The 16,163-nt window shown below is 63.0% G+C and carries 15 protein-coding genes and 1 pseudogene; 5 read left to right on the top strand and 11 right to left on the bottom strand.

Annotated features, from left to right (window positions below):
* The first annotated feature begins 20 nt into the window (after window positions 1-20).
* Window positions 21-2,624, top strand: coding sequence for a TIGR02302 family protein (locus ACERZ8_RS01630; protein ID WP_407590376.1), 2,604 nt, complete (start codon window positions 21-23; stop codon window positions 2,622-2,624).
* A gap of 33 nt (window positions 2,625-2,657) precedes the next feature.
* Here ACERZ8_RS01630 and ACERZ8_RS01625 read toward each other — a convergent pair whose 3' ends face one another.
* The gene (locus tag ACERZ8_RS01625) at window positions 2,658-3,464 is read right to left on the bottom strand and encodes a zinc-ribbon domain-containing protein (RefSeq protein ID WP_407590375.1); all 807 of its coding nucleotides are present in this window, start codon (window positions 3,462-3,464) and stop codon (window positions 2,658-2,660) included.
* Between the two features lie 143 nt (window positions 3,465-3,607).
* Between ACERZ8_RS01625 and ACERZ8_RS01620 the strand changes: the two genes are divergently transcribed.
* From ACERZ8_RS01620 to ACERZ8_RS01605, 4 genes and pseudogenes are all read left to right on the top strand, one after another.
* A complete protein-coding gene (locus ACERZ8_RS01620; protein ID WP_407590374.1) occupies window positions 3,608-4,285 on the top strand; it encodes a cell division ATP-binding protein FtsE in 678 nt (225 codons plus the stop codon).
* Entirely contained in the window at window positions 4,282-5,187 is a 906-nt protein-coding gene (locus ACERZ8_RS01615; protein ID WP_407590373.1) for a cell division protein FtsX, read from the top strand. Before ACERZ8_RS01620 ends, ACERZ8_RS01615 begins: the two co-directional genes overlap by 4 nt.
* Window positions 5,184-5,908: pseudogene (locus ACERZ8_RS01610) on the top strand (lysophospholipid acyltransferase family protein). Before ACERZ8_RS01615 ends, ACERZ8_RS01610 begins: the two are co-directional and overlap by 4 nt.
* Window positions 5,895-6,497 carry a pyridoxamine 5'-phosphate oxidase family protein gene (locus tag ACERZ8_RS01605; RefSeq protein WP_407590372.1) on the top strand — a complete coding sequence of 201 codons (603 nt, stop codon included), beginning with the start codon at window positions 5,895-5,897 and terminating at the stop codon, window positions 6,495-6,497. The pseudogene ACERZ8_RS01610 and the gene ACERZ8_RS01605 overlap by 14 nt, the downstream one beginning before the upstream one ends.
* A gap of 37 nt (window positions 6,498-6,534) precedes the next feature.
* Here the strand turns inward: ACERZ8_RS01605 and ACERZ8_RS01600 are convergent, their stop codons facing one another.
* From ACERZ8_RS01600 to ACERZ8_RS01555, 10 genes are all read right to left on the bottom strand, one after another.
* Entirely contained in the window at window positions 6,535-7,035 is a 501-nt protein-coding gene (locus tag ACERZ8_RS01600; RefSeq protein ID WP_407590371.1) for a fasciclin domain-containing protein, read from the bottom strand.
* Window positions 7,036-7,346: 311 nt separating this feature from the next.
* Window positions 7,347-8,735, bottom strand: coding sequence for a dihydrolipoyl dehydrogenase (gene lpdA, locus ACERZ8_RS01595; RefSeq protein ID WP_407590370.1), 1,389 nt, complete (start codon window positions 8,733-8,735; stop codon window positions 7,347-7,349).
* Between the two features lie 76 nt (window positions 8,736-8,811).
* Window positions 8,812-9,222: an MAPEG family protein gene (locus ACERZ8_RS01590; RefSeq protein ID WP_407590369.1), complete on the bottom strand. Its 411-nt coding sequence runs from the start codon at window positions 9,220-9,222 to the stop codon at window positions 8,812-8,814.
* The gene (locus ACERZ8_RS01585; protein ID WP_407590368.1) at window positions 9,219-9,764 is read right to left on the bottom strand and encodes a hypothetical protein; all 546 of its coding nucleotides are present in this window, start codon (window positions 9,762-9,764) and stop codon (window positions 9,219-9,221) included. Before ACERZ8_RS01585 ends, ACERZ8_RS01590 begins: the two co-directional genes overlap by 4 nt.
* Window positions 9,761-10,153, bottom strand: coding sequence for an MAPEG family protein (locus tag ACERZ8_RS01580; protein WP_407590367.1), 393 nt, complete (start codon window positions 10,151-10,153; stop codon window positions 9,761-9,763). The genes ACERZ8_RS01585 and ACERZ8_RS01580 overlap by 4 nt, the downstream gene beginning before the upstream one ends.
* Complete coding sequence (locus ACERZ8_RS01575) at window positions 10,150-10,509, bottom strand: VOC family protein (protein ID WP_407590366.1); 360 nt, start codon at window positions 10,507-10,509, stop codon at window positions 10,150-10,152. Before ACERZ8_RS01575 ends, ACERZ8_RS01580 begins: the two co-directional genes overlap by 4 nt.
* A gap of 4 nt (window positions 10,510-10,513) precedes the next feature.
* On the bottom strand, window positions 10,514-12,082 hold the full coding sequence (gene odhB, locus ACERZ8_RS01570; RefSeq protein WP_407590365.1) for a 2-oxoglutarate dehydrogenase complex dihydrolipoyllysine-residue succinyltransferase: 1,569 nt from the start codon (window positions 12,080-12,082) through the stop codon (window positions 10,514-10,516).
* A 2-nt stretch (window positions 12,083-12,084) separates the two neighbouring features.
* The gene (locus tag ACERZ8_RS01565; RefSeq protein ID WP_407590364.1) at window positions 12,085-15,051 is read right to left on the bottom strand and encodes a 2-oxoglutarate dehydrogenase E1 component; all 2,967 of its coding nucleotides are present in this window, start codon (window positions 15,049-15,051) and stop codon (window positions 12,085-12,087) included.
* Window positions 15,048-15,479, bottom strand: coding sequence for a DUF805 domain-containing protein (locus ACERZ8_RS01560; protein WP_407590363.1), 432 nt, complete (start codon window positions 15,477-15,479; stop codon window positions 15,048-15,050). The genes ACERZ8_RS01565 and ACERZ8_RS01560 overlap by 4 nt, the downstream gene beginning before the upstream one ends.
* Window positions 15,480-15,697: 218 nt before the next feature.
* Window positions 15,698-16,141: a DUF805 domain-containing protein gene (locus ACERZ8_RS01555; RefSeq protein WP_407594126.1), complete on the bottom strand. Its 444-nt coding sequence runs from the start codon at window positions 16,139-16,141 to the stop codon at window positions 15,698-15,700.
* Window positions 16,142-16,163 lie beyond the last annotated feature (22 nt).

Here is a 16,163-nt window from a genome sequence, read left to right as displayed (position 1 = left end):
GCCGGTAAGGGACGCGAGATATGGCCAGTTTTTCGAAACATGACGTGCGCCGCGGGCTAAGCGGATTGCGCTGGCCGCTGTTCTGGACCCGCGCTGGCATGTTCGCCGAAAACTTCTGGCGCGCCACATGGCCGCTGGCCACGGTGGTGCTGGCAGTTCTGGCCGTTCTGATGCTGGGCCTGCAGGACAGCGTTGTGGTCGAAGCGGTCTGGGGGGCGACAGTCGTTTCCGCTCTCGCGGGCCTTGGTGCTCTGATCTATGCCGTGATGCGCTTTAGGCTTCCGACGCGAGGGGCTGCCCTTGTGCGGCTTGATGAAACCCTGCCCGGACGGCCCATTCAGGCGTTGATGGACACGCAAGCCGTGGGCGATGCCGACGCCGCCTCGATGGCGGTGTGGCGCGCACATCAGGCGCGCATGGCAGAGCGCGCGGCGCAGGCCAAACCGGTTCCCGCCGACCTGCGCATCGCACGGCGCGACCCTTATGCGCTGCGCTATGTGGCGGTGGTAATCTTTGCCGTGGCGCTGATTTTCGGATCGATATGGCGCGTCGGGTCCGTCACGAACATGACCCCCGGCGCGGGCGAGGGCCTTGCCACAGGCCCGGTCTGGGAAGGCTGGGCAGAAAGCCCGCGCTACACCGGGCGGCCCACGATCTACCTCAACGATATCGCCGAAGGGCCGCTGGAAGTGCCCGCAGGCAGCCTAATCACCTTGCGCCTTTACGGCGAAGTCGGTGCGCTGACCGTTTCCGAAACAGTGTCGGGACGGACGGGCGAATTGCCCCCGGCCTCGGCCTCCGAACAGGATTTCACAGTCGTCAATTCGGGCGAAATCGCCATCAGCGGCCCTGGCGGGCGCACATGGTCGGTCGCGGTGATCCCGGACACCGCCCCGCGTGTTTCCATCCTCAACGGGCCGGATTCGGATGCGCTGGGTGAGATGTCGCTGCCCTATAGCGCATCGGACGACTACGGCGTCGAGGCAGGCGAGGCGCGTTTCGCACTTGATCTGCCATCGGTTGACCGCCGCCACGGGCTGGCCATCGACCCTGATCCACGGCCCGAACTGACGGTGTCCCTGCCCATGCCCATCGCCGGCGACCGCGCCCAGTTCGAGGAAAGCCTGATCGAAGACTTTTCCGAACACCCATGGGCCAACCTGCCCGTGACCGTGGTGCTGAGCGTGCTGGATGCCGCCGAACAACAGGCCGAGACCGAGCCGCGCCAGATCGTGCTGCCGGGGCGCCGCTTTTTTGACCCGTTGGCGGCGGCTGTGATCGAACAGCGCCGCGATCTGCTGTGGTCGCGGGACAACGCCACGCGCATCGGCCAGATCCTGCGCGCCGTCGCCCACCGCCCCGAAGAGGTGTTCCGCAAGGAAGTCGACCAGTTGCGCCTGCGCCGCGTCATCACCAAACTCGAAACGCTGGCAAGCTACGGCCTCACCGACGAACAGCAGGACGACATCGCGCGCGACATGTGGGACCTCGCCCTCGGGATCGAAGAGGGGGACTTGTCCAGCGCACTCGAACGCCTGCGCCGCGCCAAGGAACGGTTGAACCAGGCGATGCGCGACGGGGCCAGTCAGGCCGAGATCGAAGAGTTGATGCGCGAGTTGCGCCGCGCCACGGACGACTACATGCGCCAGCTGTCGCGTCAGGCCGAGCTTGACGACGAGGCCAACCCCAACAGCGGCAATCAGCAAAACGGCCAGAACCAGATGCAGATGAATCAGGACGATCTGCAGCGCATGATGGACCGCATTCAGGAATTGATGGAACAGGGCCGCATGGCCGAAGCCGAACAGGCGCTGCAGGAATTGCAGGAAATGCTCGAAAACATGCGCGTCACCCAAGGGCAGGGCCAAGGCGGCCAATCCCCCGGTGAACAGGCGATGGAAGGGCTGGCCGAAACACTGCGCGAACAGCAGGGCCTGTCCGATCAGGCCTTCCGCGACCTTCAGGAACAGTTCAATCCCGGGGCACAGGCCGGCGAAAGTCAGGGCAATGAAGGGCGCAGTGGCGGCCAGGGTCAGGGCCAGCAGCACAGTCAGGGTGGTGAAGGTCAGGGCGAACAGGGTGACGGCCAGGAAGGCGCCGAAGGCGACCAGCAGGGTCAGGGGCAGGGCGCACAGTCGCTCGCCGACCGCCAGCAGGCGCTGCGCGATGAGTTGAACCGCCAGCAAGGCAGCCTTCCCGGTGCGGGCACGCCCGAAGGGGATGCCGCCCGTGACGCGCTGGATCGCGCAGGACGCGCCATGGACGGGGCCGAAGAGGCGCTGCGCCAGGATGATTTTGCCGAAGCCATCGACAACCAGTCCCAGGCCATGGAAGCGCTGCGCGAAGGCATGCGCGCGCTGGGTGAGGCGATGCAGCAAGAGGCGCAGAATGGTCAGCAGGGTCAGGGCATGGCCGATTCCGATCGCCGGGCCGACGCGCGCGATCCATTGGGGCGTGATCCCGGGTCAAACGGGTCCGTGGGCACCGAAGAAGGGTTGTTGCAGGGCGAGGATGTCTATCGCCGGGCGCGCGATCTGCTGGACGAAATCCGCCGCCGCTCGGGCGAAGGGGAACGTCCGGATGTCGAGCTGGATTACCTCAAGCGCCTGCTGGATCGATTCTGAACCGTCTGATCTTGGGCGAAAAGCGCTGCGACGTCAGCCTTCATGAGAGGACGCAACTGCGTCGAGCCACGTCAAAACAGACGTCACATGGCCATCCAGCCACGCGCGCGCCGTATCAACCTGCGCCACATAGCTGCTGAGATACGGATCGACCTGCGGGATCGACTGCGCAATCTGCGGGGCCATCACGTAGATCGCGCCCAGAACAACTGTCAGCAGGATCATCAGGGAAAAACCACGGCGAAACCCCGATTTTGCAGGGGGCGCAACCGGGGCGGCATGGGCATCACTTGAGGGGCCTGACACTCCGGCCTGCCGGTCGCCGGACGAACGCAGCGTTGAATTGATCTCTTCGATATCGGGCAGCAGATCGCGACGCGATCCCAGTGCCGCGGCCGTGGCCGCCGCTTCGCTCACAGCGCGTTCGGGGGTTTCTTCGCCGCGTATTTTGGCCATGCGCTCCTGGGCTTCGCGGTTGCGGCGCTCGGCGTCACTCTCACCGTCCTGAAGCCCCAGTTCCGGCTGGCTTTCGAGCGCATCGCCCGCGCGGGCCTTGGCTTCCAGTTCCGCTTCCTGCCGCAGGATATCTGCGACGGACGTGTCGAGTTCCTTGCGCTGCGGCGTGGTTGCGACCCGTTCCTCATCCTCGCCCGGGGCGTCATCGGGTTCGCCCAGATCCGCAGGCTCGTCGACCTCTTCGCTCGCCTCTGGCATGTGGTCGGGGTGGTGCTGAAACCAGGTCTGACCGCAGTTGGAGCATTGCACGTCCCGCCCTTCGGTCGGGATCACGTCATCCACCACCTCATATTGCGCATCGCAATTGGGACAAATCAGCCGCATCTCGGTTCCTGCTCTCTTTTTACGTTCCACCATATGTTGTGTTGAACTTCCAGAAAAGTAATATTTGCGTATCCGTGGCCCAGCTTACCAATTGAATCCCGCATGATGCTGAGGCACAACAGGCGCGATGGGCGGGGGCACGCGTGATCGAGCTTGAAAATGTGGCGTACAGTTACGGTGGGGGCGAACTTTTGTCGGATATCTCCGTCAAGCTCGCGCCGGGATCGTTTCATTTCCTGACCGGACCGTCGGGCGCGGGCAAAACCACGCTGCTCAAGCTGTGCTATGGGGCGCTGCTGCCTTCTGCCGGTTACATCCGCCTGTTTCAGACCGACGTGCGCTCGCTTGAACGCGATGACGTCGCGCAATTGCGTCGCAAGATCGGTGTGGTGCATCAAGATGTGCAGTTTCTGGATCATCTGTCGGTCACGGACAACGTGGCGCTGCCCCTGACCGTGTCAGGGCGCCACGCCGAAGCAGCGGGCCCGGACCTTGCCGAGTTGATGAACTGGGTCGGCCTGACCAACCGGGCCGAGGCCCTGCCGCCGCAACTGTCGGGCGGGGAACGCCAGCGCGCCGCCCTTGCGCGCGCCGTGATCATGTCACCGGACATCGTGCTCGCGGATGAGCCCACCGGCAATATCGACTGGGAAATGTCGCAACGCCTGCTGACCCTGCTGGTCGAGCTGAACCGCATGGGCAAGACGGTGCTGATCGCGACCCACGACCTCAGCCTGATCCGGGCGGCCAAGGCGCAGGTGCAGGCCCGCGTGCTGCGCATTTCCAACCGCCGCGTACAATTGGCAGGGGCTGACCTGTGACGTTCAAATTCAAGACCTTGCGCGGGCTGATATTGGGCGACCCCTATGCGGGCCGGGTGGTGCCGCCGTCGGGCTTTACCGCGCAACTGACGCTGTTTGCTTCTGGCGCGATGGCCTTTCTGGCGGTGTTCGCGCTGGCCCTGTCGCTGGCCAGCGGGCGGTTGGCCGAACGCTGGGGAAACGAACTGGCCGGCACGGCGACGATCCGCATCGTGGCCCCGCAGGACCAGCGCGCGCAACAGACTGCGGCGGCCCTTCAGGTGCTTGAAACCACACCCGGCATTGCGCGCGCCCGTGCCCTGACCGATGCCGAGCAACAGGCCCTTCTGGCCCCGTGGTTTGGATCGGACCTGCCGTTGGACAGCCTGCCCGTGCCGCGCCTGATCGAGATTGTGAGCGCCGGGCAGGGCTTTGACGCGACGGGCCTGCGCCTGCGCCTCGCGGCCGAAGTACCGGGTGCCGTTCTGGACGATCACGGCCGCTGGCGCGCGCCGCTTGTGGCCGCGGCACAGCGGTTGCGTGTCCTGGGCTGGCTCGCGGCGGCGCTGATCCTTGCGGCAGTGGCTGCGATGGTCACGCTCGCGGCGAACGCAGCCCTTGCCGCCAACGCCCAGGTCGTGGCCGTGCTGCGCCTTGTGGGGGCGACCGACAGTTACATCGCCCAGGCCTTCGTGCGCCGCTTTACATGGCGCGCCCTTGTGGGATCGAGCGTGGGGGTGGTCATCGGCCTTGTCGCCGTCTGGCTGCTGCCCTCGGGCGGTGATGCGCCCAGCTTTCTCACAGGCATCGGGTTTCAGGGGGTCGGGTGGCTCGTCCCCCTTGTGCTGCCGCTTGTCTGCGCCGTGGTGGCGCTGGCCGCCACTGCCTTTGCCGCCAGCCGCGCCCTGAGGAGCCTGTCATGATACAGACCATCCGATCCTACCTGTTCATCGCGCAGATGTACGTCATGATGCTGGTCATCGGCCTCGGCTTTTTCCCTTATGCGCTGTTCAACAAGGAAGGCGCGCGACTGTGCTGCAAGACATTCAGCCGCTATGTCTTTTGGAGCATGGGCTGGATGGTCGGCATCCGCCACGAAGTGCGCGGGGACGTGCCCGAGGGCGAAGTGCTGATCGCGGCCAAGCACCAGTCCTTCCTCGACATCATGATGATCTTTACGGCGCTGCCCAAGGCCAAGTTCATCATGAAACGCGACATCCTGTGGACGCCGATCATCGGGTTCTACGCCAAACGGCTGGACTGCGTCCCGGTGATCCGGGGCAAACGGGGCGCGGCCATCGGCAAAATGGTGGCAGACGTGCAGGCGGGGCGCATCGATCCGGGACAGTTGATCATCTATTCGCAAGGCACGCGCGTCGCACCGGGCGTGAAACAGCCCTACAAGGTCGGTACCGCGGTGCTGTATGAACAGCTGGGCCAGCCCTGCGTGCCGGTCGCAACCAATGTGGGCATCTTCTGGCCGCGCAAGGGGATGTGGCGCAAGCCTGGTCTGGCGGTGGTCGAATTCCTGCCGGTCATCGAACCGGGCATGGAAAAAGCGCGTTTCTCGCGCATCTCGAAGATGTGGTTGAAACGCGGTCCGATGCGCTGATGCACGAAGGAGGGTTTGATGGAATTCATTGACAGCGTTGCGGGGCTCGAAGCGCTCTATGGCACGCCCGGGGCGGCCTCGATGCGCAAGGTCGCCGATCATCTGACCCCGCTTTACGCCAAATGGATCGCGGCCTCGCGGTTCACTGTGCTGACCACCGTTGGGCCGGCGGGCACAGATGGCAGTCCACGCGGCGATGACGGGCCGGTGGTGACGCCGCTCGATCCGTACACGCTGGCCATGCCCGACTGGCGCGGCAACCAACGGCTCGATTCACTGCGCAATATCGTCGAGGACGGGCGCGTGTCGCTGATGTTCATGGTGCCGGGGTCGAACACGGTTGTGCGCGTGAATGGGCAGGCGCGGCTGACGGCGGATGCCGATCTGCGCGCACGGTTCGAACAAAAAGGGCGCCAGCCCGCAACTGTGATCGTGATTGCCGTGGGCGAGGTTTACACCCAATGCGCGCGCGCCGTGATGCGCGCCGGGCTGTGGTCGCGCGATGATGCGAACGGATTGCCGACACCGGGTGAAATTCTGGCCGAAGTGTCAAATGGCGAAGAAGGCGGCACAGCCTACGACGCAGAATGGCCCGCGCGTGCTGCGCGGACCATGTGGTAGTCTGGCTTCGGACCCGACGGGTCCGGGCCGGTATCGCTTAGGGCAGCAGCACCTTGTCGATGGCGTGGATCACGCCGTTTGTCGCAAAGATGTCGGCGGCGATGACATTGGCATCGTTGACTTTGACGCCCGAGCCGAACTTTCCGACAATCCCGTTCACATCGACAGTCGCGCCATTCACGGTTGTGACGTTCTGACGGGTGCCAAGCACATCGCCCGCGGTGATCTGACCGGGCACAACGTGATAGGTCAGGATGCTGGTCAGCGTGTCTTTGTTTTCAGGCAGCAGCAGGCTGTCAAGTGTGCCAGCGGGCAGCGCGGCAAAGGCGGCATTGGTCGGCGCAAACACGGTAAATGGTCCATCGCCTCGCAGCGTATCCACAAGGTCGGCGGCCTGAAGGGCGGCGACAAGGGTCGAGAAGTTCGGATCACCCGCTGCGATATCGACGATGTCGTCACCCTGTGGTTGGGCACATGCGGCGAGGGTCAGCAGGGCGGCACCGCCCCCAATGAGTTTCAGAGTGCTGCGACGGTTCATGATGTCATCCTTTGCTTTTTTGTCTGGCGGCAAGGCGACGCCTTCCGCTCGGATAGAAACAAGAAGCAAGCGAGCGACAAAAGATATCCCCAGCCCACGCCTGCGTACGGTCAAACGTAGGCCTTGGCAGAAAAGTTCCAGACAAACCGCGCAGGATCGGCGAAGAGTCGCCCGATGATGGGCGGCGCAAAGTACTTAGGGACGCATCTCACCATACGGCTGGCCGTGGATCAGCCGTGCCGCGCCGCCCGGAGAGACCCGGCCTGCTGCCTTGAAACACGTCCCATGCACATGGCTGTGCGCGCTGATCCTTAGCTGTGGATGGCCCCCAAGCCGCAGGCCAGTGCCGCCTCGCGCACTGCTTCGGAATAGGTGGGGTGGGCGTGACAGGTCAGCGCCAGATCCTCGGCCGAGGCGCCGAACTCCATGGCCACGCAGATTTCGTGGATCAGATCACCCGCCGCAGGGCCGATGATATGCGCGCCAAGGATACGGTCGGTGTCTGCATCCGCGAGGATTTTCACGAACCCGTCGCCTGCGAAATTCGCCTTGGCCCGCCCGTTGCCCATGAACGAAAACTTGCCAGCCTTGTATTTGGTGCCCGCCTCTTTCAGCGCCTCTTCGGTCATACCGACATTGGCGACCTCGGGGTGGGTGTAGATCACACCGGGGATCACGCCGTAATTCACGTGCCCATGTTTGCCCGCGATCTGATCGGCGGCGGCCATGCCCTCGTCTTCCGCCTTGTGGGCCAGCATCGGCCCTTCGATCACGTCGCCGATGGCATAGATGCCGGACACGTTGGTCTGCCAGTGGGCATCGACTGCGATCTGGCCGCGCTTGGTCATCTCGATGCCCAGGGCGTCCAGCCCCAATCCTTCGGTGTAGGGTTTGCGCCCTGTTGCGACCAGAACGATGTCCGCGTCCACGGTATGTTCGCTGTCATCCTTGCGCATCTTGTAGGTGACCTTGGCCTTGGTCTTCATCGCCTCGACCGACTGCACAGCGGCCCCCATGGTGAATTTGAGGCCCTGCTTGGTCAGCAGCTTCTGGAACTGGCGCTGCACCTCGGCGTCCATTCCCGGCGTGATGGCGTCAAGGAATTCGATCACCTCGACCTCGGCACCCAGGCGGGCATAGACCGACCCAAGCTCAAGCCCGATCACACCCGCACCGATCACGACCATGCGCTTGGGCACCTTGCCCAGTTCCAGCGCACCGGTTGAGGTGACGACAACCTTTTCATCAACCTCGACCCCGGGCAGGGAGGACGGCTCGGACCCTGAGGCGATGACGATCGACTTGGCCTCGTGCACGTCGTCGCCGACCTTGACCTTGCCCGCTTCGGGGATGCTGCCCCAGCCTTTCAGCCAGTCGACCTTGTTCTTTTTCATCAGGAATTCGACACCTTTGGTGTTCTGCCCGATGGTGTCGTCCTTGTAGGCCAGCATCTGTTTCCAGTCGACCGACGGCGACTTGCCCTTTAGGCCCATGGTCGCAAAATTATGCTCGGCTTCGTGCAGCATGTGGGACGCGTGCAGCAGCGCCTTGGAGGGGATGCAGCCCACGTTCAGGCAGGTGCCGCCCAGCGTGTCGCGCCCCTCGACGATGGCGGTTTTCAACCCCCGCTGCGCGCAGCGGATCGCGCAGACATAGCCGCCCGGGCCGGAGCCGATGATGATCACGTCGTAAGAAGCCATTTTGTTGGTCCTTTTTGGCAAGTCGGGACGGGGGTGCTGCCCCGGAACCCCCGTGGTATTTCCGGTCAGAAGAAACTCATATCAGCGCTGCGATCAGCATGGCGGTGGTGGCGGAAAAGCCGGTCATCCAGATATAGGAGCGCCACGGGCTCCACCCGAAAGCGTAGGCCGGGATGTAGGCGATGCGGGCGATCAGATAAATGTAGGCACATATTGTGGTGAACGTGCCGGATTTTTCACCCAGTGTCACCACCACGCAGGCGATTGAAAACAGGATCAGCCCTTCGAAGTGGTTGTCGAGCGCGCGATACAGGCGCGCAGTGCGGGTGCTCAGCATGTCTTCGAGGCTGCCGCCAAGGCGGTCGCGGTCGCGTGGGCTGAGCGTTTTGCCCTGTCCCAGCTCAAGGTTGGCGGGCACCGCCATCAGCACGAACTGGACCACCTGTAACAGCGCGGCAAGGGTGAGGGCGGTCAACTCGGGCGTCATACGGCACGCACCGCCGCTGCGATCTGTGCAGCACGCGCATCATAGCTGCCGATCCGGGCCGAGGGGTGGGGGGCAGGCACGTGATGGACCCCGAAATGGCGCAACACCCGCGCGCTGTCGGTGCCAAGCGCCACAGGCCGCCGCCCCATCAGCTCGAACCGCCCCACCGCGTCAAAGCTGGCGCGCGCATGGGCGACTGGGATGGTGGAGGACCGGCGAGGCGTCAAAAGGTGAAAGATCGGCGTGATGTAGATGTCGGCCCGCGTCAGGCCCAGCAACCCCAGCACCCGGTCGATCACCTGATTGAACGGGTTGGTCGGCAAATACCCCGTGGCCTGCAGCTGATCCCTGTGCCGTTCCGCCGACGGCGCATCAAGCCAGTCCTTGGACATCAAGAGCGGCCCGGTCAGATTGCCGGACGTCATCTGGATGGGCGAGACGTAGTCGCCATCGAACCCCGCCTGCGCAAGCGTCGGATAGCCCGGCAGGGCAAAGGCGCGCCGCGCGGCGACGGCGCGCTGATATGTCTGTGCAAGGGTCATGCGCCCAGCAGCGGACCGATCATCAGAACAAGGCCCGCGAGCGATGCGAACCACGCAATCGAGCGGGCCATGGGGATCGCCGAGGCATAGGCAGGCACGTAAGCCACGCGCGCCCAGAACCAGATGGCAGCGCCCAGGGCGGTGGTTTCGGTGCCAAGGCCGGTGACCGCCAGCATCAGGGCCAGCGCGATGAACGCAGGCAGGTTGTAGACGTAGTTGGTCAGCGCCCGCTCAAGGCGGCCCGCAACAAGGCTCGGTTCGCGCTTTTCATCCTGCGGGCCAAGCGCCCAGCCGATGCCTTTGGACAGGTCCGAAAACGTGGCCTGGATCAGCATGTGGACGATCAGCAGGATCACGGCGTAAGTGAGGTAGGTGAGTTCGGGGGTCATGCGTGCTCTTCCATGATTTTCAAAGTGTTGCCATCCGGGTCGTTCAGTTCGAGACTTTTGGACCCATCTGCGTTGCTGTGAATGCTTGCTGTTTCGGTCAATGGCCGCAGCCGCGCGTGCAGCACATCCAGGTCTGGCGCGGACAGGTGAAAGCCGACCGATCCGCCCGGTGTCGCGTCACCCCCGCCCTTGCCCGGAACATACAGGGCAAGGCCGGGTTCGGGATGGTCAAACTGCGCCCAGCCGTATTCGTCAGACACAAACACGGCCGCACGCCCCAGCACAGCCTCGTAGAAGGCAACCGATGCGGTCACATCGGTCACCGGAATCTTGAGCAGGGCGAGCCGGAGCGTCATCGCATCACAAATCCATCAACAACCGCCGTGGATCCTCCAACGCTTCCTTCACCCGCACAAGGAACGTGACCGCCCCTTTGCCGTCGACGATCCGGTGGTCGTAGGACAGGGCGAGATACATCATGGGCCGGATCACAACCTGACCGCCAATCGCCATGGGCCGGTCCTGAATCTTGTGCATGCCCAGAATGCCGGACTGCGGCGGGTTCAGGATGGGCGAGGACATGAGCGAGCCGTAGACGCCGCCATTGGACAGTGTGAACGTGCCGCCCTGCATTTCGGCCATGCTCAGCTTGCCATCACGCGCGCGCGCACCTTTTTCGGCAATCGCCTTTTCGATGGCGGCAAAGCTCATCGCGTCGGCATCGCGGATCACCGGCACAACAAGGCCTGTGGGCGTGCCAGCGGCGACACCCATATGGACAAAGTTCTTGTAGACGATGTCGGTGCCGTCGATCTCTGCGTTGACTTCCGGAACCTCTTTCAGCGCATGACAGCACGCCTTGGTAAAGAAGGACATAAAGCCCAGCTTGACCCCGTGTTTCTTCAAGAACAGGTCTTTGTATTCGCTGCGCAGGGCCATCACCTCGGTCATGTCGACCTCGTTATAGGTGGTCAGCATGGCAGCGGTGTTCTGGCTGTCCTTGAGGCGGCGGGCGATGGTCTGGCGCAGGCGGGTCATCTTGACCCGTTCCTCGCGCGCCGCATCGTCTGCGGCCACCGGCGCACGCGGCGCGGCGGCAGGGGCAGGCGCAGGGGCTGCACTTGCGGCGGCAACCGCCTTGGCCACGTCGTCCTTCATCACGCGGCCATCGCGGCCCGATCCGGTGACGGCATCACGGCTGATCCCGGCCTCTGCCATGGCCTTTTTCGCGGCAGGCGCATCTTCGACATCCGAACGGGCGGTGCCCTGACCGGCAGGTGGGTTCTGGTAGTTGCTTGTCGGCTCCGCACTGCCTTCGGTTTTGGCGCTGCCCGACCCTGTTGCCGCCGCGCCAGAGGATGAGATCACCGCCAGCTTGGCGGAGGCATCGACAGTCGTGCCTTCGCCCGCAACAATTTCCGCCAGCACTCCGGAGGCGGGGGCAGGAACTTCGACACTGACTTTGTCGGTTTCAAGTTCGCACAGCATCTCGTCCTGTGTGACGCTGTCGCCAACGGCCTTGAACCATGTGCTGACCGTCGCCTCTGTCACGGATTCGCCCAGAGTGGGCACCATGACATCAACACTGTCGCCGCCGGATTCGTCGCTGGCCTCAGTGCGCGCAGCGGAGCTTTCGGCCTTGGGATCAGTGGCTGTTTCCTTGCCCTTGGGGGCCGCTTTGGAACCTGCATCCCCTTCGGAGATGGTGGCAAGCAGCGCATCGACACCCACGGTTTCCCCTTCGGCGGCGATGATATCGGCAAGCGAACCTGCAACCGGGCTTGGCACTTCGACAGTTACTTTGTCGGTCTCCAGCTCGCACAGCATTTCATCGACGGCGATGGTGTCGCCCGGTTTCTTGAACCACGTGGCAACAGTGGCTTCGGTAACGCTTTCGCCCAGGGTGGGCACGCGGACTTCGGTTGTCATGGTTATTTCTTCCCTTTGATGGTCAGCGCTTCGTCGACGAGAGCGGCTTGTTGGGCTTTGTGGTTGCTGGCCAGACCCGTGGCGGGCGAGGCAGAGGTGGCGCGGCCCACGTAAACGGGGCGGGTGTGCTTGGCCTTGATGCGGCCCAGCACCCATTCGAGGTTGGGTTCGATAAAGGTCCAGCCACCCTGATTACGCGGCTCTTCTTGACACCAGACCATCTCGGCCTGCTTGAAGCGGCCCAGTTCCTTGACCGCCGACTGGGCGGGGAAGGGATAGAACTGCTCGAACCGCATCAGGTACACGTCATCAATCCCGCGCTCATCGCGTTCTTCGAGCAGGTCATAGTACACCTTGCCCGAACACATCACGACGCGCTTGATCTTGGCGTCGTCCACCAGTTTGGTGTCCGAATTGCCGTGCTGGGCGTCGTCCCACATGATGCGGTGGAAGGATGATCCGGTGGTGAACTCCTCGGTCTTGCTGACAGCCATCTTGTGACGCAGCAGCGACTTGGGCGTCATCAGGATCAGCGGCTTGCGGAAATCGCGGTGGATCTGGCGGCGCAGGATGTGGAAATAGTTCGCCGGCGTCGTGCAGTTGGCCACGATCCAGTTGTCCTGCCCGCACATCTGCAAAAACCGCTCCAGCCGGGCGCTTGAGTGTTCAGGCCCTTGCCCCTCGAACCCGTGAGGCAGCAGCACAACCAGACCGGACATGCGCAGCCACTTGGATTCACCTGAACTGATGAACTGATCGAACATGATCTGCGCCCCGTTGGCGAAATCACCGAACTGCGCCTCCCACAGGGTCAGCGCATTGGGTTCGGCCAGCGAATAGCCGTATTCAAAACCCAAAACCGCATATTCGCTCAGCATCGAGTCGATCACTTCGTACTGGGCCTGCCCGGTGCGAATGTTGTTGAGGGGGTAATAGCGCTCTTCCGTCTCCTGGTTCACCAGCCCCGAATGGCGCTGCGAAAACGTCCCGCGGGTGGAATCCTGCCCGGCCAGACGCACAGGATAGCCTTCGGTCAGCAGCGACCCGAAGGCCAGCGCCTCGCCGGTCGCCCAGTCAATCCCGGCGCCGTTCTCGAACATCTTCGCCTTGGCCTCAAGCAGACGTTCCACCGTCTTGTGCAGCGGAATACCCGACGGCACCGTGCTCAGCGCGCGGCCCACATCATCAAACGTCTTTTTGGGGATGGCCGTCTTGCCACGCTGGTATTTCTTCTCCGCCATCTTATCGAGGTGAGACCACTTGCCATCCAGCCAGTCGGCCTTGTTGGGGCGATAATCCTTGCCCGCCTCGAACTCGTCATTCAGATGCGCCTGAAACGCGGCCTTCATATCCTCGATCTCGCCCTCGGGGATCAGCCCGTCCTTGACCAGACGCTCGGTATAAAGGGTCAGCGTCGTCTTATGCTTCTTGATGCGCTTGTACATCACCGGGTTGGTGAACATGGGCTCGTCGCCCTCGTTGTGCCCGAACCGGCGATAGCAGAAGATGTCGATAACCACGTCCTTGTGGAATTTCTGGCGGAACTCGGTGGCGACCTTGGCGGCATGGACCACGGCCTCCGGATCATCGCCGTTCACGTGGAAAATCGGGGCCTCGACCACCAGCGCATTGTCGGTGGGATAGGGGCTTGAGCGGGAAAAGTGCGGCGCCGTGGTAAAACCGATCTGGTTGTTCACAACGATATGCATGGTGCCGCCTGCACGGTGACCGCGCAGACCAGACAGCGCAAAACATTCCGCCACAACGCCTTGCCCGGCAAAGGCCGCATCGCCGTGCAGCAGAATAGGCATGACGGTGGTGCGCTCAGGATCGTTGTTCTGATCCTGCTTGGCGCGCGCCTTGCCCAGAACCACGGGGTTCACTGCCTCTAGGTGGCTGGGGTTGGCCGTCAGGGACAGGTGCACGGTGTTGCCGTCAAATTCGCGGTCGCTGGAGGCACCAAGGTGGTACTTCACATCGCCCGACCCGTCGACATCTTCGGGCTTGAACGATCCACCCTGAAATTCGTTGAAAATCGCCTTGTAGGGTTTGGCCATCACGTTCGCCAACACGCTCAGACGGCCCCGGTGGGGCATCCCGATCACGATGTCACGCACGCCCAGATTGCCGCCGCGTTTGATGATCTGTTCCATCGCCGGGATCAGGGATTCACCGCCATCCAGACCAAAGCGTTTGGTGCCCATGTATTTGACATGCAGGAATTTTTCGAACCCCTCGGCCTCGACCATCTTGTTCAGGATCGCCTTGCGCCCTTCGCGGGTGAACTGGATTTCCTTGCCGAGGCCTTCAATGCGTTCCTTCAGCCAGCCCGCCTCTTCCGGGTTGGAAATGTGCATGTATTGCAGCGCAAAAGTGCCGCAATAGGTGCGCTTCACGATGTCGATGATCTCGCGCATGGTGGCGACATCGAGGCCCAGAACCTTGTCGATGAAAATCGGGCGGTCCATGTCGGCCTCGGTAAAGCCGTAGGATTTGGGATCAAGTTCGGGATGCGGCGTCTGATCGCGCATACCCAGCGGATCGAGGTCGGCCACCAGATGGCCCCGGATACGATAGGCGCGGATGATCATCAGCGCGCGGATACTGTCCAGCACCGCCCGCTTGATCTGATCGTTGGAAACCTCAACGCCCTTTTCGGCGGCCTTGGCCTTGATCTTGTCGCCCGCACCTTTCACTTCGGCGGGGGCCGCCCACTCGCCCGTCAGGGCCTGGGTCAGATCATCGCCCGGAACCGGGGGCCAGTCACTGCGCGCCCAGCTTGGCCCCTCGGCCTCGCGCTTGACGGACACTTCGTCATCGCCCATCGCCTTGAAAAACGCCTGCCACGCTTCGTCGACCGCGTGCGGATCATTGGCGTATCGCGCGTACATCTGTTCAAGGTATTCCGCGTTGTGCCCTTGCATGAAGGAAGAGGCATGGAACTGGTCATTGGGGGATTGGTCGGTCATGGGGTTACCTCATTGTTTTGATCCGAGCGTGCGTGTTGAGCGCTCGGGCCAGTGAGAATCCAGAAGGCGCGGAAGATGGGCAGCGCCCATATGAGTGTGAAGACGAGAAAAACTTCAGGCTCTGATGCGTAGAGTTGCTCTTCCAAAGCGGCCAGGAAAAGCAGATTTGCGACGAGAATAATTGGGCTGAGGATCAGGATGGGCCAAACCCATCTGTCCTGATCACGCAACCGTCTCACGGCTGCGGCATGTGCCGGTACGAGCGTGACAACATAGACAACGACGGCGGCCCAGGCGAAAACAATTGCCGACACAAGTATCATGCCCTTTGTGCCAAGGTAGAAATACCAGAATTCCCGGCGGGAGGCGCGCCCGGAAAAAGTGGCATACTTACTAAAGCAGGTTTTGACGGACTCGGTCAGGGTCATCGCTGACACTCCCCCGCCCAGCGGCCACCCCGGGCATCGCCCGGCTCAGCGGCTTTGCCGCGCGGCATACTCCCCGCCCGCGGCAAGGGGATGCTTTAAGTGCATAGGTCAACCGGCTCAGCATGTGTGGCCGCTCCCCAAAAACCGCGCTTCGGATATGCCGTAGGGTGGGCATTCTGCCCACCGCACCTGCCGCCAGATATTTTCGCCAAACCCACTCATACCGGGGGCGGCCCATAGGCGTTGGTTTCGGGCTGCGATGGCCGCGTCAGCCACCACAGGAACACAAGGCTGATCACCAGTTGCACGATGCTCAGCAGGGAAAACAGCAACGTGCCGCCCATGTCGGGCAACTCTCCGGTCGCGGCGATGGTGTCGGGGTCGGGCAGGGTTGGCGCCAACAGGCTGGTCAGCACCGAAAGGCCAAAGGGGATCAGGATGTACCAGCCGGGTCGCCCGGTGTCCTGAAGGCGGCGAAACCCGGCCCCCAGCGCCGGAGCCAGCAGTGCCAGAGACACTAGCAGATACAGAACCCACCAGATCAGTGAACTCACCACGCACAGGATGACGACGAACAGAATGAACCACCAATATTCGGATCGGCGCGCGCGGCCCTGAAAGCTCGCGTATTTCTCGGTCAGGCAGGTGCGTACCGCTGTCATGAAATCCAAAGCAAAATTCCTT

The organism is Tateyamaria armeniaca (assembly GCF_045797845.1).
GTDB classification, from domain to species: Bacteria; Pseudomonadota; Alphaproteobacteria; order Rhodobacterales; family Rhodobacteraceae; genus Tateyamaria; species Tateyamaria armeniaca.
Note: the sequence above shows the minus strand (reverse complement) of the source record. Positions and strands in the feature narration are given on the sequence as shown.

Excerpts from the sequence above, each read along its gene's own strand:
- ACERZ8_RS01555 (WP_407594126.1), bottom strand. The coding sequence starts at position 16,141 with ATGACAGCGGTACGCACCTGCCTGACCGAGAAATACGCGAGCTTTCAG.
- ACERZ8_RS01630 (WP_407590376.1), top strand. The coding sequence starts at position 21 with ATGGCCAGTTTTTCGAAACATGACGTGCGCCGCGGGCTAAGCGGATTG.
- ACERZ8_RS01625 (WP_407590375.1), bottom strand. The coding sequence starts at position 3,464 with ATGCGGCTGATTTGTCCCAATTGCGATGCGCAATATGAGGTGGTGGAT.
- ACERZ8_RS01565 (WP_407590364.1), bottom strand. The coding sequence starts at position 15,051 with ATGACCGACCAATCCCCCAATGACCAGTTCCATGCCTCTTCCTTCATG.
- odhB (WP_407590365.1), bottom strand. The coding sequence starts at position 12,082 with ATGACAACCGAAGTCCGCGTGCCCACCCTGGGCGAAAGCGTTACCGAA.
- ACERZ8_RS01580 (WP_407590367.1), bottom strand. The coding sequence starts at position 10,153 with ATGACCCCCGAACTCACCTACCTCACTTACGCCGTGATCCTGCTGATC.
- ACERZ8_RS01585 (WP_407590368.1), bottom strand. The coding sequence starts at position 9,764 with ATGACCCTTGCACAGACATATCAGCGCGCCGTCGCCGCGCGGCGCGCC.
- lpdA (WP_407590370.1), bottom strand. The coding sequence starts at position 8,735 with ATGGCTTCTTACGACGTGATCATCATCGGCTCCGGCCCGGGCGGCTAT.
- ACERZ8_RS01605 (WP_407590372.1), top strand. The coding sequence starts at position 5,895 with ATGGAATTCATTGACAGCGTTGCGGGGCTCGAAGCGCTCTATGGCACG.
- ACERZ8_RS01560 (WP_407590363.1), bottom strand. The coding sequence starts at position 15,479 with ATGACCCTGACCGAGTCCGTCAAAACCTGCTTTAGTAAGTATGCCACT.
- ACERZ8_RS01590 (WP_407590369.1), bottom strand. The coding sequence starts at position 9,222 with ATGACGCCCGAGTTGACCGCCCTCACCCTTGCCGCGCTGTTACAGGTG.
- ACERZ8_RS01600 (WP_407590371.1), bottom strand. The coding sequence starts at position 7,035 with ATGAACCGTCGCAGCACTCTGAAACTCATTGGGGGCGGTGCCGCCCTG.
- ACERZ8_RS01575 (WP_407590366.1), bottom strand. The coding sequence starts at position 10,509 with ATGACGCTCCGGCTCGCCCTGCTCAAGATTCCGGTGACCGATGTGACC.